This is a genomic window from Methylocapsa sp. S129 (assembly GCF_009765995.1).
In the GTDB taxonomy this organism is placed as follows: domain Bacteria; phylum Pseudomonadota; class Alphaproteobacteria; order Rhizobiales; family Beijerinckiaceae; genus Roseiarcus.
In genome coordinates this window covers 196,039-215,052 of sequence record NZ_LMUI01000020.1, presented here as the reverse complement: position 1 = coordinate 215,052, position 19,014 = coordinate 196,039, and the positions used below count along the sequence as shown (strand labels likewise).

General features: G+C 59.6%; 19 protein-coding genes. 5 read left to right on the top strand and 14 right to left on the bottom strand.

Annotated features, from left to right (window positions below):
- Position 1: 1 nt before the first annotated feature.
- From GSQ90_RS13680 to GSQ90_RS13635, 10 genes are all read right to left on the bottom strand, one after another.
- On the bottom strand, positions 2-1,411 hold the full coding sequence (locus GSQ90_RS13680; protein ID WP_158815381.1) for a hypothetical protein: 1,410 nt from the start codon (positions 1,409-1,411) through the stop codon (positions 2-4).
- Positions 1,408-4,845 carry an AAA domain-containing protein gene (locus tag GSQ90_RS13675; protein WP_158815380.1) on the bottom strand — a complete coding sequence of 1,146 codons (3,438 nt, stop codon included), beginning with the start codon at positions 4,843-4,845 and terminating at the stop codon, positions 1,408-1,410. Before GSQ90_RS13675 ends, GSQ90_RS13680 begins: the two co-directional genes overlap by 4 nt.
- Before the next feature lie 278 nt (positions 4,846-5,123).
- Positions 5,124-6,878, bottom strand: a complete 1,755-nt coding sequence (locus GSQ90_RS13670) for a DUF3363 domain-containing protein (protein WP_158815379.1) — start codon at positions 6,876-6,878, stop codon at positions 5,124-5,126.
- A 246-nt stretch (positions 6,879-7,124) separates the two neighbouring features.
- Complete coding sequence (locus GSQ90_RS13665) at positions 7,125-8,033, bottom strand: lytic transglycosylase domain-containing protein (protein WP_246731592.1); 909 nt, start codon at positions 8,031-8,033, stop codon at positions 7,125-7,127.
- Positions 8,034-8,035: 2 nt separating this feature from the next.
- Entirely contained in the window at positions 8,036-8,548 is a 513-nt protein-coding gene (locus tag GSQ90_RS13660; RefSeq protein ID WP_158815377.1) for a S26 family signal peptidase, read from the bottom strand.
- Complete coding sequence (locus GSQ90_RS13655) at positions 8,545-9,027, bottom strand: DUF2840 domain-containing protein (protein ID WP_246731591.1); 483 nt, start codon at positions 9,025-9,027, stop codon at positions 8,545-8,547. The genes GSQ90_RS13660 and GSQ90_RS13655 overlap by 4 nt, the downstream gene beginning before the upstream one ends.
- Positions 9,024-9,278: a hypothetical protein gene (locus GSQ90_RS13650; RefSeq protein WP_158815376.1), complete on the bottom strand. Its 255-nt coding sequence runs from the start codon at positions 9,276-9,278 to the stop codon at positions 9,024-9,026. The genes GSQ90_RS13655 and GSQ90_RS13650 overlap by 4 nt, the downstream gene beginning before the upstream one ends.
- Entirely contained in the window at positions 9,275-9,913 is a 639-nt protein-coding gene (gene parA, locus GSQ90_RS13645) for a ParA family partition ATPase (protein ID WP_158815375.1), read from the bottom strand. The genes GSQ90_RS13650 and parA overlap by 4 nt, the downstream gene beginning before the upstream one ends.
- 211 nt (positions 9,914-10,124) lie before the next feature.
- Positions 10,125-11,027 (bottom strand): replication initiator protein A, encoded by a 903-nt coding sequence (locus tag GSQ90_RS13640; RefSeq protein WP_158815374.1) that lies wholly within the window; start codon positions 11,025-11,027, stop codon positions 10,125-10,127.
- 5 nt (positions 11,028-11,032) lie between these two features.
- The gene (locus GSQ90_RS13635) at positions 11,033-11,317 is read right to left on the bottom strand and encodes an AlpA family transcriptional regulator (protein WP_158815373.1); all 285 of its coding nucleotides are present in this window, start codon (positions 11,315-11,317) and stop codon (positions 11,033-11,035) included.
- Positions 11,318-11,493: 176 nt separating this feature from the next.
- On the opposite strand from GSQ90_RS13635, the gene GSQ90_RS13630 reads away from it, so the two are divergent.
- Positions 11,494-12,123, top strand: a complete 630-nt coding sequence (locus GSQ90_RS13630; protein ID WP_158815372.1) for a LysE family translocator — start codon at positions 11,494-11,496, stop codon at positions 12,121-12,123.
- Positions 12,124-12,126: 3 nt separating this feature from the next.
- On the opposite strand, the gene GSQ90_RS32845 is transcribed toward GSQ90_RS13630, so the two are convergent.
- From GSQ90_RS32845 to GSQ90_RS13620, 3 genes are all read right to left on the bottom strand, one after another.
- The gene (locus tag GSQ90_RS32845) at positions 12,127-12,465 is read right to left on the bottom strand and encodes a DUF2285 domain-containing protein (protein ID WP_371418376.1); all 339 of its coding nucleotides are present in this window, start codon (positions 12,463-12,465) and stop codon (positions 12,127-12,129) included.
- Positions 12,466-12,589: 124 nt separating this feature from the next.
- Positions 12,590-12,913, bottom strand: coding sequence for a transcriptional regulator domain-containing protein (locus tag GSQ90_RS32400; RefSeq protein WP_246731590.1), 324 nt, complete (start codon positions 12,911-12,913; stop codon positions 12,590-12,592).
- Positions 12,914-13,069: 156 nt separating this feature from the next.
- The gene (locus GSQ90_RS13620; RefSeq protein WP_158815370.1) at positions 13,070-13,348 is read right to left on the bottom strand and encodes a DNA -binding domain-containing protein; all 279 of its coding nucleotides are present in this window, start codon (positions 13,346-13,348) and stop codon (positions 13,070-13,072) included.
- A gap of 203 nt (positions 13,349-13,551) precedes the next feature.
- Here GSQ90_RS13620 and GSQ90_RS13615 point away from each other — a divergent pair, with 203 nt between their 5' ends.
- From GSQ90_RS13615 to GSQ90_RS13600, 4 genes are all read left to right on the top strand, one after another.
- Positions 13,552-13,827 carry a helix-turn-helix domain-containing protein gene (locus GSQ90_RS13615; RefSeq protein ID WP_158815369.1) on the top strand — a complete coding sequence of 92 codons (276 nt, stop codon included), beginning with the start codon at positions 13,552-13,554 and terminating at the stop codon, positions 13,825-13,827.
- 269 nt (positions 13,828-14,096) lie between these two features.
- Positions 14,097-14,699: a DUF938 domain-containing protein gene (locus tag GSQ90_RS13610; protein WP_158815368.1), complete on the top strand. Its 603-nt coding sequence runs from the start codon at positions 14,097-14,099 to the stop codon at positions 14,697-14,699.
- Between the two features lie 630 nt (positions 14,700-15,329).
- Positions 15,330-16,250, top strand: a complete 921-nt coding sequence (locus tag GSQ90_RS13605) for a hypothetical protein (protein WP_158815367.1) — start codon at positions 15,330-15,332, stop codon at positions 16,248-16,250.
- A gap of 13 nt (positions 16,251-16,263) precedes the next feature.
- The gene (locus tag GSQ90_RS13600) at positions 16,264-17,769 is read left to right on the top strand and encodes a hypothetical protein (protein WP_158815366.1); all 1,506 of its coding nucleotides are present in this window, start codon (positions 16,264-16,266) and stop codon (positions 17,767-17,769) included.
- Between the two features lie 889 nt (positions 17,770-18,658).
- Here the strand turns inward: GSQ90_RS13600 and GSQ90_RS13595 are convergent.
- Positions 18,659-18,982: a DUF736 domain-containing protein gene (locus GSQ90_RS13595; protein ID WP_158815365.1), complete on the bottom strand. Its 324-nt coding sequence runs from the start codon at positions 18,980-18,982 to the stop codon at positions 18,659-18,661.
- Positions 18,983-19,014: the final 32 nt, after the last annotated feature.

Below are 19,014 nucleotides of genomic sequence, written 5' to 3'. Positions count from 1 at the left end.
CCTACGGGGCCGGGTTGCTGCGAAAGCGCTGTAAGATCTCAAGAGCATATTTATCGACTACGGACCGTACTCCGACCTGGGTACCCCATTCCTCTCGAAATGTCCGCTTCGGATCTCCCTTGAAAGATAGCCAATTGAAGCTTGTCGTAACGAACCAGTCGGTGTCCTTGATCAACACTTTCGCATGCGTGTCGCCGAGTTTCAGGAGCGTCAATCGTTCGTCTGCCTTCGCGATCTTCTGCAGCTCTCGAAGCGCGTCCGTCTCTCGTTCGTCTGGCCCACCAATGCCGTAGCCGATATAGACCACGACGCCGCGCTGCAGGCACATGCGGAGTCGCTTGATGAAAGCGACGTCGACAACCGCGTCCGTGACCCACGGTGAAATCAAGATGACTCGGTTGATAGCTGTTTCGAAAGCCATCTCGAGAAGCCTCGGGTGCTCGTACACCGGCACGGGCCGGGCGGGCTCGACGTGATCGAGAGCCGGCTCGGCGGGTGCGGGAGCCGGAAGACCGCGCTTCTGTGCAATCTCTGCTTTGAACCGAGCGATTGCCGCGTTTCGCACGCTCCGCGATATGCTCGATGAGTCCGGTAACTTTTCGACGGATTGAGCAAGCTGGGCGCCAATCAGTTCAGCCAATGGCGGTTTCGCGGGGGAACTTAATATCGCTTGGACAATTCCCATCTTCGCGGGGCCACCCGCCTCAAGGAATGCCCGCTCGTGCTCTTCGGAGAGTCGTCCATCTATTGCAAACGAGACTCGGACGTCGTCCCCGTCATTCCTACGGTAGATAAGCATGACAGCCGGAATGAATAGCGCAGCCCCTCGCGTCACCGACTGCACCCGAAGAATGCGAAACTGTTCGTCCGTCCGTCCCGCAACGGTGCGCAGGACATTCTGCAACTCGTCCGCGTCGATGTCCTCCGGCTCGGGCTTCTTTGGGGGGTAAGCGCGGACCTCCCGCATCCCACGCTCTCTGAGTTCCCTGGGAGCCAGAAGACGGAGATCTACTCCACTGATTGGGCGACGAGTCAGGGCATCGTAGTGGAACACCAACGATTGCTCTTTGGGCCTCAGTGGCGTCTCTCCAAGCAAAACCTTCTGGCTCTTGGTCGTGAGAACCAGCACGCCACTCTCGCGCTCAGTGAGATCGTCCTCGCGAATAAGCCCGGAAGCGCTCGCCTCGATTACGCGCTCGTCGACACCAAGGAAACCCGATAGGTCCGCAACCGTGCCAAGACCCACATCGACGGCCCTAAGGATGAACTCATCGATCGCCGGATAATGCTTTGCCTGAAGAGTGAGGACCGTCGTCGTCAGTCGATAGGCTGGCGAGCCAACCTCTTCAAAGTCTACGAGCGCGTAGCCTGTGCGATCATCGAAAAGTGCAGCGACGTCCTCGGCTTTCATTCCACTTCCTCCAATAGCCGACAGTCCGTTGGATTACGGCGGATGTATCCTAGAACGTCGGAAAAGGGGTTTTTGCCCTGCACGGATTCGCAAAAAAGGGAGTCGCCTACGATCGCCAAGCCAACTTTCGGCCGAGATAGCGCGACATTCAATCGCTCGTATTCCTTTAGAAAGCCGATACGCCCCTCCGGGTTCGACCGAGTGATCGAGTAGACGGCCACATCGGCCTCTCTGCCCTGATAGGCATCGACGGTTGCGCATTCGATATGGAGCCTGTCGAGTGCAGCGCGATTCGCCGATACCACGTCCTGCAGCTCACGCACCTGTCCCGCATACCCGGACAGTAGGGCGACCGAGTACTCTTTTTTCCCACTCAGTGCAGCCAGTTGCAATCTGGACAACAGCCTGCTGATTACCCTCAGTTCGGCGAAATTCTTCGTTACGTTCCGCCGATTCGTTTCGGCTCTATCCGGAAGTTTCGCGGTGGTGAACCAAGTGACGGGCTTCGGGAGCGCCTGAGACTTCCGCAGCCAGTCGTCCTGAGCGTCGTTCAAATTGTTTAAAGTCCCACCATAGAAGCAATGACTGACCAGTTCGCCGATAGGTCGGATCATCCGGTGTTGGGATAAGAGAGACTTCTTCGAATGCTCTGGGACGATAGAAATCAGATGGTCGAGTAGCGTATGCTTAACCTCCTCTCGCGTTAGGCCGTACCGCTCCAGTTCGCGCTGGTCTGAGAGAGCTTCGCCGATGAAGGGAGGAAGCTGCTTGGGGTCCCCGACTACGACCCACTTCTTGGCCCGCGTCATAGGTACTAGCATTTCTGTTGGGGTCGCTTTCGAGGCCTCGTCGATGATGCACAGGTCGAATTCGACGCGCTGAAGGCTTTGCGTCGCGACCCCGATACAGGTGCCTGCAACCACGTCGCAGCCGGCCAGGAACGCCCCATGGAAATCGGCGGAACGACCAAACCGCTGCCGCCACTCTTCAGACAATGCAAGCAGCTTCCGGAAATCGGCACCGCCGGGCGCGTGGTTGATGAAAACGGCCTCGAGATCTTCCATGTCCGATTCGGTGAGGGTATCCACGTCTCCGGCCAAATCTGGGAATGCCGCAGCCCCTCGACGTGCGGCGGCGAGAGCACGGCGAGCGGCGATACGCTCCTCTTCTGCGTCTTGTAGGCCCTCTTCGGCCACTCGCAGTTCCGCGAGAGCGCTTCGATACGTGTCGCCCGCAGCTGGGTGGTCGCGCAATTCTGCTTCCTGCCGTCTCAAATCAGCGGCAGCGATCTCGCATGCACCCAATTCCTCGTCTGCTCGCCGAAAGCGGACGGTCGAAAAGCGCAACTCGGCAAGTGCTAGCCCGATCCTGACGTACTCGGTCGAAATTCCTTTCGCGAGAGCCCAATTATGCAGAAACTCGTCCGACCTACGTATTGCGTCGTTGAGCCAATTGTGAACACCATTGTCTAAGAGAAGGTGCTCAAGCGCGATCGACACTCGGGGGTCTCCGCGCCGTGCGATGCGCACTAGCCGATGTGAGAGGCCTTCGCGGTGAGCCAGAGCCTCGATGCCAGCCAGCGCGTGATCCAGCGCGTTGTGCGTTTGTGAAGATAGCAACACGCGCGCACCCGGTTTCTCACGGAGAAACTGTGCAATAAGCTCGGTGATGAACCGCGTTTTCCCCGTTCCGGGTGGGCCTTCCACCACGAGCAGATCAGGCGCCCCCAGCGCGACGGCAATCGCCGCCTTCTTATCGTCGTCGAGCGGGTCTTGGATAAACGGGACGTTCTCTTGTGGCATCGGTTCCCGAACGGGGATTTTGCCTATTAGGATTTCTCGGAGCTCCGGTCTTACCGAGCGACCAAAGCGCAGAGCGTCGAGTGCAAAGTTCTGCCGTTTTATTGCGATTTCCGCTAATCGTGTGTCTGCGACTAGCTCCCCTTTGCGCGGCAAGTCCTCAAAATCTGGGGAGGTGCCGCAGTAGAGGACGAGCGAGTCCTCTGTGACCCGCTCGACGACGCCCGCAATGACTAGCCCATCGCCAACGCGAATGAGTCTGTCTTCCCCGATAATGTCCTCGGCGACTCGGTCCCGCAGACTTAATATGAGGCGGTTTCCATCGCGCTGTAGATCATTGAAGTAGATCGGAGCTTTTCTCGCGTCCTCGACGTCAGCCTTGAGCCGAAGGATGTTTGCCCATCGATCGAATAATTCTGTCTCCGCGCGGGTCGCCTCCCGCGCACGCCGTTCAGCGAGGAAGACGTCGAACTCCGCGCCGATCCAATCCATCCCTTTCGGGCTTCCGCCTGGCGTGGCTGGCGTGAAGCGCAGATTCGCTAACCAAGCTCGTTCGCGCTGACGCTCAAGTTGCGAGGGCCGCGCACGAGCGGCGTGAATGATTGTCAGCGCATGCTTCTGTTCATCAATCACCGCTCGGAAGCGAAACTCGGCGGTCAAGAGCGCGAGGTGCGGCTCCTCTTCGACTCCGGTGGCCGGCCAGATGTCGATTCCGCACACCTCGTTCAGCTCTCGCAAGAGCCGTTCCCGTGCCGCGGCTTGGGAGACCTCCTGGAATTCTGTTTTCAGGATGTCGGCCGCAGCGTGCGTGATATGGACTGGGATATCTCGGCGAACCGCGTTCCTTGCGTCTCTCGTCCGCATCGCGGACGCTAGCTCGTCTCGCAACTCGACAATATTATGCTGGCGCAATCGTGGCTCGCGCTCAAGCGCCCTACGAAGGATTGGCTCAATCTCTTCAGGTACCGAGGCTTCGTCGAGCGATCGATAGACGTCGGCGTACGTGTTCAGGTTATGCGAAGAGAGGCACTCAAGGCATAACACGGCGTACCCGTATACATCCCTCGTATCGGCAAACTCTTCTGATTCGATTTCCGGAGTGTACGGAGCACTCTTAAACTGAGCGAGGGTAATCCCAGGGCGGTAGTAGCGCTTGAATTTAGATATGCCAAAGTCAGCGACTCTGACCGCTCCTTCGTTATCTATCAGAACGTTTTGTGGCTTAACATCCCTATGAATTATGTCGCGAGAGAACGCGAAGGTCAGGGCGTCCAGTATTTTCGAGCCATATTTTTGATAAAATCCGTCCCAGCCATGCTCAGGGTACGATCGAATATGCTCAAGAAGATTGTAGGGTGCCCAATCTAGGGCAATATATTTCCGTCCGAGATCCAAGTCGTTTCCGAAATCGATCAGCGAAATTATGTTAGGATGCGAATTGAGCTTCTCAAGGCTTTCACATTCGCGGGCAAAGGCTTCCAGGACAAGCTTGGATTCATTCCCCTCGTTAAAGAGTTTGATCGCCACCTTCTGCATCGAATTTGACGAGTCGAAGGTGCATAGCACCTCCGCCATTTCGCCTTTATAAGGTTTTGTCTTCTCGTCGATGATGAATCGCTTGGCGACTAGTCGCATCTTTGCTCCCCACCGTGACGCCCCGGACTACAATTGATGCCCTGCGCTTGACGCCGTCAATGGGACGTCTGGCGCGTGGCGGCATCGGCAAGCGATCCACCCGCCCAGCCCCGCTTGCAAAGGAGGTGCGCTAGGTCTGCCGACGTTCGGTGGTGCCAGATCGTCAGCTGCAAGCTTTGAGCAGGCCAGTCCAACAAATGAAGTGAAGCAGCATAGGCAAAGAAAGCTGACGTAGGGGCAATTTTTGGTGCGCTGAGGCGTTGGGCGTTCGAGGTTGATCAAATGCTCACCCCGTGCTTGCGACCGAAACTCCAATGAACGCTCTCGAGCGGCGTCAGCGTGCCCGAGACCTCTCTTCCAAGCTGCTGTTCCAGCGCCGGACGCCACGGCACAAGCTGGAAGCCCATCCCGTCGTCGATCATGGCGAATCGACCAGAGGAAAGCGTTACCCGTTGGCGGTAAATGCCGCAGACATGGTCGCCATCACGGTTGGGACGATGGGTGAGCCCGGTTTCCGCCGACATCGTCGTGGCGGCGTGGTCCAACTCCTGCCGACGCAGGGTATCGAGCAGATTCCGTACGAAGACGAGACGCTGTCCCTGCCGACGCGCCAAGCCCTCCTCAATGAGATGATCGACACGCCGCTCCATCGCGTCACGCACCTCCGCGCCGAATCCGCTGCCAGTGGCTGCTGGCTCTCGTGCGACAAGCTGACGATCGATCCAGGTCGCGCCGCGCGCCGTGACCTGCGCCTCAATGTCGAAGTCCGAACGCGTGGCGAGTGAGAGCCGCTTTTGTCCGCTCGCATCCTCATAGGCGCGCGCCTCGACGATCGCCCCGGGCTTCGCGTCGCCCGTCACTTCAAGATCGGAGAACCGCAGATGATGGGTGCGGCCGTCGATACCCTCGACGATCGCATAGGCGGAGCCCCTCAGCTCATCATGGAGGCCGCGCCCGACGAGCCGTCCGATCACGGGGTTGGCCGGCTCGCCGCCGTGCAGGGCGAACCCGGAGACATCCGGATCGCGGCCGGCGCCGATCACGGCGCGATGCATGGTCTTGATGATGTCGCCCCGGGTTCCGAGATCACGCAAAGTCTGCTCGAGACTCGGCTTCAGCGTCCAGCGCGCCGAACCGACCTGTTCCGTCAGGCCAAGCCGTTCGAGCTTCGACGCGCGGCCGAGCATCAGGCCGCGTAGCTGAGGGTCTTCGTTCGCCGCCCCGAGGCGAAGATCGATGATGCCGCCACTTTCGTCCGCGATGTCCCGGAGGGACCGATCAAGGCTGGTCCAGCGCTCGGCCTCGACCTCCTTCGTCAACGTCAATCGGATTTCTTGCTCGCTCCGGGGGCCCAGCTCCAGAGTGACGCGCTCGGACGCGCGATCGCGAAAGCCTCGGCTGATGTAGTCGCGGCTGATGACGAGGTCCTGACCGTCGTCGGCGCGGCCACGGATCAGGACATGGATGTGCGGATTGTCGGTGTTCCAATGGTCGACGGCAATCCAGTCGAGTTTCGTTTCGAGGTCCTGCTCGGCGTCCGCCATCAGCTCGCGGGTGAAGGCGCGCACGTTCCCCAGCTCAGAGGCGTCTTCAGGCGAGACGATGAACCGGAAATGGTGCCGGTCATCCTCACAGCGTTCGGCAAAGGCCTTCGCATCGGCATCGTCAGAGGCCAAGTCGAACATCCGAGCGCCCGCTCCATCTCGCGTCACACCCTCTCGCTTGAGATAGGCCAAATGTTTCGACAGCGGTGCCGAACGAAACGCTTTGCCCTTGTGACGGACAATGCGGCTCATGACGACGACGCGTCGTCCTGGAGATCGTGACGACATGGACAGCCCCGCCCGCCGCCCACGGCCGAACGTCGAGCGCGCTTGCGTGCGCCCGCTGTGTCCGAAGCCCTTGCCGGAGTGCCCAGCCTTCTTCGCGGCGCGCATCACTTCACCGACGAAGCTCTTTGGACGCTTGGCGCCTCGGGCCCCGTGTTGGATGCGGCCGGGCTGGATGTTGAGTTCGTCATCGCGCGTCGTCATTAGGATCAGGCGACTTTGAAACGCGGGTGACGGCGCACGGCCGATTGAAATCGCAGAGACTTTTGCGGCAAGCGCCAGCAGGCACAATGACTCCAATGCCAAAAATGCCAACCCAACCAATCACATGCGCCCGACCGAGGTCGGCGCTTTTATCTTGCCATCCCTGGCTGGCGCCTCCGAGCACCTGCCGACTCGCCGCCGAACGTGCGATAACGCCCGAAAAGCTCCTACGCAGCGCGATTTCGATCATTGCGGCTGAAACTCCGCGATACGATGCACGAACAGCTCGCCCGACTGGGGCGCAAGGCCCGTCAGATCGACGGGAGCACGGACAGTCGATTGACGTTCCGGCGACGCGGCGAATAGCGACTTATCGCCGGCCGGTTTGTCGCCGGGTCGCGCAGGGAACAGCAAGGAATGGAACCAAGCGCCGACGTCAGCGACGACAGCCGGCCGGTCATCCATCTGTCCACCGCCAACGATCGGCGCCAGCATTGCAACGTAGCGCTGCGTCTCCAGCGGCAGCGGTCGACCGTTAAGCAGATGCTCCTCATACCGCCGCGGACCCGCATTGTAGGCGGCGAGGAACCCCGGCGCCCCGTAGCGATCATGAAGCTCACGAAGACAGGCGGCGCCCGCCAAGATGTTGTCGCGCGGCTCATAGGGGTTCGCCCCCAGAGCGTAGCGGGCGCGCAATGTGGCGTAGGTCTCCGGCATGATCTGCATCAAGCCCATCGCGCCTTTTGGCGATCGGGCTCGAACATCGCCGACGCTCTCGACGTGCATCACCGCGCGTATCCAAGGGATCGGCACATCGAAGCGCCGCGACGCCTCGGCGATGAAGACCTCAAAACGATCGATCGCATGGTCCGTCGTCGGTTTCGCGACCCGCGACGGGTTTTCGGCGTGCGCAATTCCGTCGGGGAGGAGCGTCGACGACACGAGAATCGTCGCAAGGCCGACGATCCTAGCCAGCGAGCGCAAGCCGGTGGTCGCACGTGGTCGCGCTTCGAATGCACTGGCGACGCGTAGGCTTCGCGTGCGCTTGACGCCGCCGATGCCAGCAGTGGTCGCGGTGGTCGTGACCGGAAAGGAGGAGCGGTTCGTCTCCGGGGCGAACAAAGGAAGCGCAGGAACTTCGCGATCTGACTGCACGGTCATTCCTCCCCGTCGGTCCAAAGAGGCGTTGCGCGACCAACGATCGAGGCGGTCGGCAGAGGCCCGAAATACCGACCATCGAACGAGTCGGCGGCCCAGTTCATGAGGAAGACTTCGTCCTTGGCGAGGACGCGGCAGCCCTGCCAGACGGGCAGCGCGCGGCCACGGCTGTCGCGCTCACGGGCGTAGCCGACGGGCATGGCGTCGATGCTGACGGCGCTGCCCAGACGGCAGACGGTCTGACCTGCGAGCGCCAGAATGTGCTTCAAGATCGGCACGCCGCGCGGCAGGTAACCGCCCTCGGCAAGGAACGCCGCGGCGTCTGCTGGCGGTCTCACGACGACCAGATCATTAATTTGGAGTTGGTTCGCCGGGCTGACGGCATAGAGGCCGATCGGCGCGCTCGCGCTGGCGTTCCAGATGAACAGCGGAGACACATCGACGGCGAGCGAGAGCGCTGCGGCGGAGACGCCAAGCGCCATCGCGACGACTGTTGCAGCGCCGCTGGTCATGCTTCCGCCCCCTGCCGCAGAAGCCAGGCGTGGTGTCGGGTTGCGGTATAGGGCCGGGGTTCTTCGCCGGCGGTCAGACGGTTGTGGACATGTCGCCAATGGTCGGGCGCAGCGTCCGCCGGGTCGATGCCAGTAGCCTCCATGGCGTCGATGATCTGCAGCACGCGCTCGACCTTTGGCCAGCCGGAGATGCGCAGAAGGATGTCGCCGCCGGGGCGGACGAACGGCAGGGTTGAGAACGCCTCGCCCGGCGTAACCGCGCGCACGACGTCGACGCGCGAGATGACGGTGCCGAAGTCATTCGACGCCCAACGGACGAAACCGAAGACGCTGTCAGGCGCGAAGCTGACGACCCGCCGACTGCGATCGAGGACCTTTTCGGAGGCGATTGCGCCGAATCGAATCCAGTGCTCGATCCGCTTTTCGAGCCAAGTGAGTTCGACGTGCGTAAGCTTGCCGGTGATGTTGTTCGTGATCACGACGCGTCTCCAGCTTTGTCGGGAAATTCGCGCGCGAGGAGCTCGCGCAGCATGTCGGCGACCGTCAGCCCGCGCTGGAAGGCGACGACCTTGATGCGGCCGCGCAGTTCAGGGGTGACGTCGATGGTGAGCCGGGCGGTGAAAACGTCGCCTTTGCTTTCGCTGGCCGCGACCGGGTCGGGTCGCCGAACCCACGCCTCCGCGTCGCTCGGACGCACCACGAAGGCTTGCCTGGGATCGCGGCCGTTCATCGCGCGACCCTCGCTACTTCGGCAGCGAGCGAGATGATCTCGCGTGTCGCCGGACCGACCTCGTCGAGTTCGCCGGCGAGGCGGCCGGTGCGCGCCGCGTCGGCGAAGATCACGCGTTGGCCGATCGTCGACGTCAGCACCGGCGGCTCGTGATCGGCGAGCGCCGCCGCGATCTCGCGCGCAATGACAGTGCGTGCGGCGCAACGATTGAGGACGAAACGCGCGGCGAGCTCGGGTCGAAAGATGCGCGCTTCTTCAATCAGCTTCAGCGTCTCGCCGGAGGCCCAGCCATCGAACGGCGATGGCTGGGCGGGAACCAACGCAAGATCGGCCGCAAGCAAGGCTGAGCGCATCAACGACGCCACGCGCGGCGGACCGTCGATGACGACATGATCGACGTCGCGAGCGATTTCGGGCGCCTCGCGATGGAGCGTGTCGCGCGCCAGACCGATGATGCCGAACAAACGCGGTAGGCGTTCTTTCGCACGCTGCTCGGACCAGTCGAGCGCCGAGCCCTGCGGATCCGCATCGATGAGCGTGACCCGCTTACCCTGCCAAGCCCATTCGCCGGCGAGATGCAGCGCCAGCGTCGTCTTGCCGACGCCGCCCTTCTGATTGAGGAGCGCGACGATCAATGCGCGCTCCCTGCTGCCGGCGGACGGTTGTCCTCAGCAGCGAAAAACGCGCTTTCCGTTAGAAAGAATCCGAAGGATTCTAAGTTAGAGAAGTTACGAGCGCCGCAAGCTATTGAACATCTTGGCTTTTCACCAGATTCCGGTCCCCGATAGCACGAGGATGCGGTCCCCGATGGCACGACAGCCGCGGTCCCCGATAGCACGAGGGGATTCACAGGTTGTCCCCAACGCTGCGAGCGGGTTGGCGCCGACGCGGCGCCTGCGCGAGCGGATCGACGGACGATGGTTTGAAGTCGAGCCGCTCTTTTCCGGATATCGACCCCTCGATCGCCAGATTGTAGCCGGGCAGGGGCTGTCGGCGGACGATGTCGCGCAGGTCGTAGACGAAATGCTTTAGTGGCGACAGGCCGCCAGATTTTGCGTGGAGATATGCGAAGTCGAAGCTCCAGCCATATTCCTGGCTACCGCCATGTTTGCGCACGAGGCGATAGAGCCAGCGCTCGAGGCCGCCCGTCAGTGCGAAATAGGCGCGATCAATGGTGAGGACGAGCGCGTCATCGAGGACGCCGACGTAGAACCAGTCGGGCAGGATCAATTCGATGCCGAGGGCGCGGCCGTGGGCGTCGGCCGTCTCCTTCCATTCGTTGATCCAGGAAAAACGGTGACGGCGACGTTCGCTGGGCTGCCGGATCGAGGTTGCGACGGTCGTCGACTGAAGCCGGTCTAGCGCGGCCTTGAGCCTGTGATAGTCGCGGGCGCTGACGCCGCGGCCGACGAAGGTCAGGATCTCATAGGGCGTCGTCGCCATCAGGCGGGAGGTCTTCAGGCCCGCGTCACGCGCATGGACGATCTGCGACGCAGCCCAGATCAGCACGTCGGCGTCCCAGATGGTCGCCATGCCATGCTCAGGGACAGCCTCGACACGAATGGCGATCTGTCCTGCCCTGAAATCGATCGGGGTTAGCCGTTTCGACTTTGCGAGGGAGAAGAACGGATAGGCCATGAGGTCTTGCGCATCGCGGGGTGCGAGGTCCCCTGGAAGCGCGCGGAACAGATCGAGCTGTTCCTGTACCGGGCTTTTCTGATGCCGTGCGGCCACGCTCTTGTTTGGCATGAGCTTCAGCGCCGCGGCCGGCCGGCATAGGCCAGAGTGACCGCAGCGTGGCGCTTGGCGGGAAGAACGGTTCCAACGCCGGGATCAGAGGTCGAGCTCTTGGCGCCGAGGTCAGCCCAGGCCTGCAGATCGTCGAGCGCATAGACGACGCGGCCGCCGATCTTTCGATATTTCGGCCCTGTGCCGTAGGTGCGGTGCTTCTCCAGCGTGCGACCGGACAGGCCGAGGAATCGCGCAGCTTCGGGCGTGCGGAGAAAGCGCGGCGGCAAACCGGCCAGGGGATCGGGCATTTGAGAGCCTCCGAGGCTTTGTCGAGCACCGCTGGAGATTGGCGGCGCATTGACGGCCACGATGGCGAAATCACTGCACGATGAGGGATGGCGAAGATTGGCGCCTCGAATTCGCCATCCCCTAGCGTTGGCGCCGACGGCCATACGGACCTCTCTCAAGGGCTGGGGAGAGGGCAGTGGTTTCAATCGACGCCTTGTTCGGATTCTCGCTGATTGCGCTCGGGGTAGCGCTCACGCCGGGGCCGAATATGGTCTACGCCATGTCGCGCTCGCTCATTCAGGGGCGAACGGCGGGCATGATCGCACTGCTCGGAATCTTGTTCGGATCGCTCGGCTATCTTGTCCCGGCCGCATTCGGCGTCGGGGTGCTGCTGAGCAATGTGCCGCGCGTCTATGACATGCTCAGGGTCTCTGGAGCGATCTATCTCGGATATCTCGCTTGGAAAGCCGTCCATTCTACCGGATGGGCCAACGTTGATTCGCGTCCCCTCGCGCGCGAGGGGCATGCCAAGCTGTTCAGATCGGGCGTGCTGGTCAGCCTCCTCAATCCGGCGACCGCGCTCCTCTACCTCACCGTCATTCCGAAATTCGTCGATCCCGCGCGCGGAAGCGCGCTCGCGCAAACGCTTGAGCTGGGAATGGAGTATGTCGTCATCAATGGTTCGGTTAAGGCGATCATTGTTGTTCTCGCGGGCGCGCTCGCGCGTGTCGTCACCCGCAACCCGGCGTTCGACAAGGCGCAGGGTTGGGCGACCGGGATTGCGCTGGCCGTTCTCGCGCTGAACCTGGGACTCGACGCCCGCTGACCTTCATCGTCGGCTGCGGCCCCCTCGGCGCAACAGGTCGAGATAACCACCGCGCATTAGACGAAGGCCGTCGCGAACGAGGCGAATCGTCGTGTCGCGGAGGCTCGCTGTTCTCCAGACCTCCCGTTCGACTCGCCGCGATCCGAACAACGCGGTTGCTATGGCGCGATAGCTTGCACCGTCGAGCCTCGCGTCGATGGCCCGCAAACTTGCGCAGACGCGCGCATGCCGCTGCTTTGCGAGCTTCGGCTCGTCGGTCCCTTTGCCGTTGCGCATGTGCCGCCAAAAGCGCAGCGCCGCCGCGGCGCGGTCCGGTGTCGTCTCATCGAAAGGAAGCCGCACCGCAAGAGAGGCCCCAATGGCCGGCCGCTCGCGGATCCAGAGCTGGTGTCGGCGCCGCCCCTCACGAAGCTGCAGATGCACGCCATCCGGATATTCTCGGATGATCGTCTCTCCGGGCCACGCGTCAGGCTGGAATAGCAACGTTGACGGCGCGGTCTCGAATTCGGCAGGCGCGAGAATGATCGTCGTAGCGAGGACGTCTGGGGACCAGAACGCTGCCTGGCGATCTGCGCCGATATCCGGATCGACCCAAAAACGTCAGCCCCCAGCTCCGGGCGGAACCGGGCAGGGCCTCCGCGCCGGCGCCGAGGGCCCTCATTCGATCAGTTTGAGAAAAATCGTTCCGATAATCGGGATTGCGGCGCAGAAGCTCCCAGGCGAGGCCCGCTGCATCAATATCCGATAGATGCTCGTATGCAGTTGGAGACCGCCAGTCAAAATGAGGCATCGCGTCGTTTCTCCTTTCGGCGTGAGCGATAGAGAATCAGGCGCCATAGTTTTGACGATGGGGAGTTGAGGGAAGTCCTCGATTGCGCATCACGCGATGCAAAGATGCTGGGAGTTCGCGAACTGATTTCGCCCTAACGGCGGACGATGATCTCCTTCAGTTTGGCGCCTCTCCCCGCAGCAAATGCCGATATCCGTGTTCGGTCATCCACTTGGCCCGCACCAGATGGCTCTCATGGGCGCGGAGCGCGCGTTCCGGCTCACGATCTGGATCGATGTGCAATACGATCTTCGCAACTTCGCGCCAATCAGCGCCTTCGGCGTCAGCGTCGAGCACCCGCAAATAGGTGATCAGGTGCTGTTCATCGTAAGGCGTCAGCGTCGGATCGGTCGGCGCGACATCAGCGATGTCTGGGTTGAGCGGTGGTTTCCGCATTGGGGTCCTACGCAACGGAGAATTGGTTCTTAGCAAAACGTGGGCCAAGCCGACAGAACTTTCGCCAAAGTTTAGCCTCATTCTACATAGTGCGGGAGCGCCGCTCCAGACCATTCCTCGGCGCCGCGGCGACTGCCGCACTCATCTTAGTCGCGTATTATAATACGTAGCAATAAAATACGCGATTGGTCTCCATCCTACGGATGGATATACGCCTCGTGTTTGGTCGAAATTTGCGCCGCTATCGGCTGGCAGCGGGGCTCAGCCAGGAAGCCGTGGCGGAGCGGATGGGCGTCGACCGCGCTCACGTCAGCAGCATGGAACGCGGACAACAGAACGTCACGCTTCTGACGGTATGGGAAACGGCGCAGGCTCTGGGGCGGAGGTCGGCAGAGTTTCTGGACGAAGCCGCCGCCGCCGCGCCCGTCCCATCCGGCAAAGCCGCAAAAGCGCCGAGGCGTAAACGGACAAAGTCGTAAAGTCGACAAAGCGCAAAGCAGATCGGCGACAATCAGCAGAGTGGGTTATCGACTGTCGGTTTGCGCTTGTTTAATTGTGAGATGACCTCCGGCGAGGCTTTGCAGCTTCGCTGTGCGGTGATCGCGGCGACGGTCCGGACACCTTGCTTGCCTATCGAGCGGGAGCGGGCGACGATCCGGCGACACCGGCGGGTGCTCTTCAGCCGATAGCGTCGCCTCTTGCTTTACAGTTCATCTTGCGACCGGAACTCCGGGAATGTGTGAGGAATATGAGCGACCATCGCCAGTATGCGCCCGCGACGCTGCGCAATCGCGATTTCATTCTCGATGTCCTTCGTGAGGTTCTGCCGACAAAGGGCGATATCCTCGAAATCGCAAGCGGCTCCGGCGAGCATGTCGTTCACTTCGCCAAAAGTCTCCCGAGTCTCGTTTTCCAACCCTCCGATCCTGATCCCAACGCCTTGCAGAGTGTCGTGGCATGGGTGAAGGCGACACGTGTCACGAATGTGCGCGCGCCAATTATCCTAGACGCCTCGCAATCGCCCTGGCCCATCGCTTCGGCTGACGGGGTTATGTGCATCAACATGGTCCACATTTCACCTTGGGACGTGACGCTCGGACTGATCAAGGGTGCGGCCGCGATACTCCCTCCGGGCGCGCCGTTCTATCTCTATGGCCCATACAGACGCGCAGGCCTAGAAACGGCGCCGAGCAACCATGCGTTCGATCGGAGCCTTCGCAATCGCAATCCGGCTTGGGGTCTGCGAGACCTCGAAGCGGTCGCTGCGATGGCGCAATCTGTGGGATTCTCGATTCCGATTATCACGGAGATGCCGGCAAACAATCTGAGCGTCGTGTTCCGCCGGATGTGATCGTGACCGCGCATGGACGAGCCGCGAACGGGTAGTTGCGGCGGTGAAAAGCCGCCATTCGCCTTGACATGGTCAACGGTCATTTGCTTTTTCGGCTGTCTGAGTTCGCAAAAGACTGATCCAAAGGCCAACAGGGGGAGTTCGTCCTTCTCGGCGGAAGCGAACCCTGAATCCAGCGTCTCGATCGTCTCCCTCGTTCGCCCCCGCCAAGCGCTCCAATGCGTGAGATTGATGATCATGTCGGCGTAGCCGGTGCCGTCGTCGTGAAGTCGTTGGCAAAAGTCTTAGGCTAACTGCGCAAGGCGTTCCCCGGTGTTAGCGAACCTGCACTCCCAATCGAGGAAGTGACGGAAGTCCGTCAGGCCGCTGATCCGATCAAGCGGTCGAGCGGCCTGGGCATGGCGATTCCGGCTTCCACAGCCCAACGTTCAAGCGTCGCTGGCTTAGCCGCACCGCGAACCGCATTGCGCCGCGCATCGACCGAAGGGTCGGCGCTCGGTGCGTTAGCTTGCTACTCTTCGCTTGAAGCGGAGGGCACGATAGCGCAAAGTTGGACAGGGTTGGCTGTTCGTCGCGACCTATTGGCGACGCGCAAAAACTAGGCCTGCCGTTCTCCAGTCGGATGGATCCATGTGTATCACGCGGCGCGAATTTTTAGCGAGCGCGGCAACGGGGGTCGTTTTACAGCCTTTCATCGGGGTATCCAATGCGCTTGGGCAGGAAGGCGGAGGAGACGCCGGCGGCGATGGCGACGGCGGCGGCAGTTCGAATTATGGAATGTCCGATCAGAGTATTTCCGATGAAGCTGCCGGGGAATATTTCAACCAGTTAAAGCAAATGGGATCGGGAAGTGCAGGCGACGCGAGTTTAAAACAACCTGATTTCGGCAATAACGATCTCTTGAAATATTCGGGTTCGTTCTCTATGGAAGCGCCGCCCCCTCCCAGTCCGGTGACTGCATCCTACTCGATGTTTGATCGGCACAGCGAAATTATACAGCGCTGGGCAGCATCTCTGCCGTCCAATCCCGAATTAGTGCAATCCATGCTCGATAATGCGAAAAACTGCGCTCTCACCGAGACGCAGGCTTACGTTCAAGACAAGAAATTGGGCGATTGGTCCTACGCCGTAGCAAGAGGTAATTTGTCCGAAAATACGTGGAAATGTAATGTCTTCATCGCTGAGATGGCCGTAAACTCTGGTATGGAGCCGATGTACGGTCCAGACCACGCGTATGCCAATACGTCCACAATGTTGTCGACGTCTGCTTTTCAATGCTGGTCACGCGCAGATCCCCCCCAAACGGGAGATTTGGGCGTGTATGCCAATCACGTCTTTATTGTCGAAAATCCATCTACGGGTCTCGGCATTTCCGCGTTGCGTACTCACGTCACAGAAATGCGCCATTTTACAGAAGATGCCGAAGGGCGATACCGCGCAAGTTCTGGATTACACCCCACCTTGAACTCTGATGGTCAATTGCCCGAAGTGATATTCTTTCGCTACAACTGCCCTGATTTAAGATCAAACGCTCCAACATCGAACAGATGAACGGGGACTGAGTATGCCTGATGCCACGCCGGAAGCTGAATACAAACAATTGGTTGCATTTGCGTTCTCTACATATGACATAAAGACTTCAATCCAACCCAGTGATTTCACTCAGTCACCTTTTGGTGACATTGCAAAAGAGATTGCAAGCGAGGGGTTTCCGTTCTCGCCGCTCCATGTCGAGCCGCTCCTCGATCAAGCACAACAGCTACTTAACCGCTCTCTTCAAGATAGGAAAGTGTACTCTGAAGCAGCCGCACAGGCTTTTCAGATCGCGTTGGAGCTAGAAGAATTTGCGCGACTTGATCAGATACATGAAGCGGAACGGCTGGCGGGAGCTTATACCATTGAACGAGACCGAGCCGAATGCGACTATGAAGCGGAAAACGCAACGTCAAACGCGTCACAGTTGGCAGCCGATCAAATGCGAGACGCCGACAAGGCGGCGTCGAGTAATGGAGAGACTGAAGTCGCCCTCCGCGGGTTTTCCGCGTTCGCAAACGCCGGAAGTTTTATGAAAATTACTAACCCGGATGGCCAAATGAACTACGATTTAACAATTGGGTCGTTTAGCTTTAACGGAAACAAACCGGACGTAGCACAAGGTATTGAATCCAAACTTGCAAATATGGAGCTATATCTCAGAAATTCTGGAATAGCTGCGCAGCACAATCAGGCCGACGGCGCCGCTCTCGCTAGCAAACAACGTGAGAAAAGCGCGTTTATGAATTTTCAATTTCTTGCGGCGACGTCTAAAACAAAAGAGGACCGGCTGGCCGTCGCTAGAGATTTGAACTCCAAGAAGATGACTGCCGTAACCACGCAAGATGGACCGCTAAACTACGCCCAATTATCACAAATGGCTAGGCGTCGATATGTAGCCAATTTGACGAAGTCGTATCAAAGAATGGTAGCAGCAGCATCTGGCGTTTCTATTCTGTATGGGTTCGATGACAAAGTTCCTGACTATGAGTTGTATGGTAAAATTGGAGAAGACATTACCGATTCATTTCTCGATTATTGTTGGCTTTGGGTACAGACGACGATAAACAGATTATCTGCGCAGCAAAGAAGAGAGCAGAATAACGTTGTTCAGATTAGTGTTGTTGATTTAATTGGCCATGACGGATTTTCTAGCTTTGTTGATTCAAATCATTGGACGTTCGATCTCACGAGCAGTCTATTTGGCGACGCGTCTATGCTTCGTCTGCGCGGTATTGGGGCTTCTTTTCGTACTGACGCAAAAATTCAGGCTGCTTCTATTTGGATAAAGCCGCCGGATAACCCAAGATATGTTCGCGACGATGGCACGGAAGCTCAATTCGACGGCGTCGCTGGGAAAATCATTAGATACGGAAGAGTACTCGCGTGGAATGCAGTCAGAGATGCAGATGTATTTGGCATAGTCGGCCTTCATAATTGGAGCCCAATTGGAACTTGGGCACTTGGTTTCGACAAGAAAATGGATGTCAGCGACATTTATTTAGATCTTCATTTGGCTATGATGCTACCCACGTGAGCAACGCAAAAACCCTCACCTCTCTACCAAGAATCCCAACTTTTTTGTGCGAAAGGCGCTTCGTCAAGCTCACTGGCAATTTGCCGCTGGCTGCCTGTCGTGAAATTCCGTCAATAATGCGCCCAAAACGCTTTTCAGCGAACCATTGAGAAATGAGGTTTTCCGGCTTCTGGTTGGGCGCGTCTATGCTGCGATTGCCGGCTTTTGCATCGCGTTTCCCGGGTTTTGGGCTGAGCGGCGTGACTCGCCCGAACGCCGACCTTGAAGCGCTCCGAGACAATGATCGCCTTCTGCTGTTTCGTCCAACTGCGCCGTCGTCCCGCGCCCGTGAATATCTCGACGCGCGGGATGCGATCTCAGCGTCCTATACGTTCCTATGCTCTGTAGTCGACATGTGTCGGAGCCGCTTGTCGCTCCGAATATCGACGCCGGAAGGCCCGCTGAAAAGGTGCCCACAAAACAGCGCTTACTCAGAACCGGCTCTCAAACACTATCTTTGAGACCTACGACGCCATCATCCGCTTGCGACACACGGAATAAACTGGCCGCAAGGCCCGACCTCGTCCGATCCATCGGTTTGCGCACATGGGCGCACGTCGGTTAATTGTCATAACCTTTGGTATAAGCCGTTCGACTCGACCATCGAAAGCCTGCTTTCGCTTCCAATCGATCGCGAGCTGCCATTCCTGTGTCGGCCAAAACAGGTCACTCTGCACTTGGCGACGAATGACTGGAAAGGTCAGTCCGGCCAAACAATTCGCCGGAAGCGAATTTCAGAGTCTGGCTCTCAGCCGTTCCGATCTCGGAGTGATGAGGCGATGACCCTCATCACATTGTTGCCCAGAAAGCCCCGCCCGAGGAACCGGGCGGGGCGCCAGGAAAGTCTGGCTCAATCGCCGTTTGACTTGCGGCTGCGGGACCAGATGAGCGTGTAGCCGTCGCCTTCCTCGTCGTCGAAGAGGTTGGCGTAGATCGGCGCGTTGAAGCTCGGATCGTCCAGCTTGACCGAGAGGTAGTCGCGGCCCTCGTTGGAGCGCTTCGACCAGGCGGCCCCGATCTCGGCGCGACCGACATAGATCCGATGGCTCGGCGCGTTGTCGTTGGCCCGGTTGGTTTCGGGGACGATGCGGACGTTCTTGGTCTGGACGCTGAGGGTGACGATCTCGCCCTGGAACTCGCTGCCGGACTTCTTGAAGGAACCGATGTTAGCCATGTCACTTCTCCTTGCTATTTCGAGCCCGCGAC

What these genes read in the sequence shown, in the direction of transcription:
- GSQ90_RS13635 (WP_158815373.1), bottom strand. Translation starts at nt 11,317, where the DNA reads ATGCCCGATCCCCTGGCCGGTTTGCCGCCGCGCTTTCTCCGCACGCCC.
- GSQ90_RS13615 (WP_158815369.1), top strand. Translation starts at nt 13,552, where the DNA reads ATGGATATACGCCTCGTGTTTGGTCGAAATTTGCGCCGCTATCGGCTG.
- GSQ90_RS13675 (WP_158815380.1), bottom strand. Translation starts at nt 4,845, where the DNA reads ATGCGACTAGTCGCCAAGCGATTCATCATCGACGAGAAGACAAAACCT.
- GSQ90_RS13680 (WP_158815381.1), bottom strand. Translation starts at nt 1,411, where the DNA reads ATGAAAGCCGAGGACGTCGCTGCACTTTTCGATGATCGCACAGGCTAC.
- GSQ90_RS13595 (WP_158815365.1), bottom strand. Translation starts at nt 18,982, where the DNA reads ATGGCTAACATCGGTTCCTTCAAGAAGTCCGGCAGCGAGTTCCAGGGC.
- GSQ90_RS13600 (WP_158815366.1), top strand. Translation starts at nt 16,264, where the DNA reads ATGCCTGATGCCACGCCGGAAGCTGAATACAAACAATTGGTTGCATTT.
- GSQ90_RS13620 (WP_158815370.1), bottom strand. Translation starts at nt 13,348, where the DNA reads ATGCGGAAACCACCGCTCAACCCAGACATCGCTGATGTCGCGCCGACC.
- GSQ90_RS13610 (WP_158815368.1), top strand. Translation starts at nt 14,097, where the DNA reads ATGAGCGACCATCGCCAGTATGCGCCCGCGACGCTGCGCAATCGCGAT.
- GSQ90_RS13640 (WP_158815374.1), bottom strand. Translation starts at nt 11,027, where the DNA reads ATGCCAAACAAGAGCGTGGCCGCACGGCATCAGAAAAGCCCGGTACAG.
- GSQ90_RS13670 (WP_158815379.1), bottom strand. Translation starts at nt 6,878, where the DNA reads ATGACGACGCGCGATGACGAACTCAACATCCAGCCCGGCCGCATCCAA.
- GSQ90_RS32400 (WP_246731590.1), bottom strand. Translation starts at nt 12,913, where the DNA reads ATGCCTCATTTTGACTGGCGGTCTCCAACTGCATACGAGCATCTATCG.
- GSQ90_RS13660 (WP_158815377.1), bottom strand. Translation starts at nt 8,548, where the DNA reads ATGACCAGCGGCGCTGCAACAGTCGTCGCGATGGCGCTTGGCGTCTCC.
- GSQ90_RS13605 (WP_158815367.1), top strand. Translation starts at nt 15,330, where the DNA reads ATGTGTATCACGCGGCGCGAATTTTTAGCGAGCGCGGCAACGGGGGTC.
- GSQ90_RS13650 (WP_158815376.1), bottom strand. Translation starts at nt 9,278, where the DNA reads ATGAACGGCCGCGATCCCAGGCAAGCCTTCGTGGTGCGTCCGAGCGAC.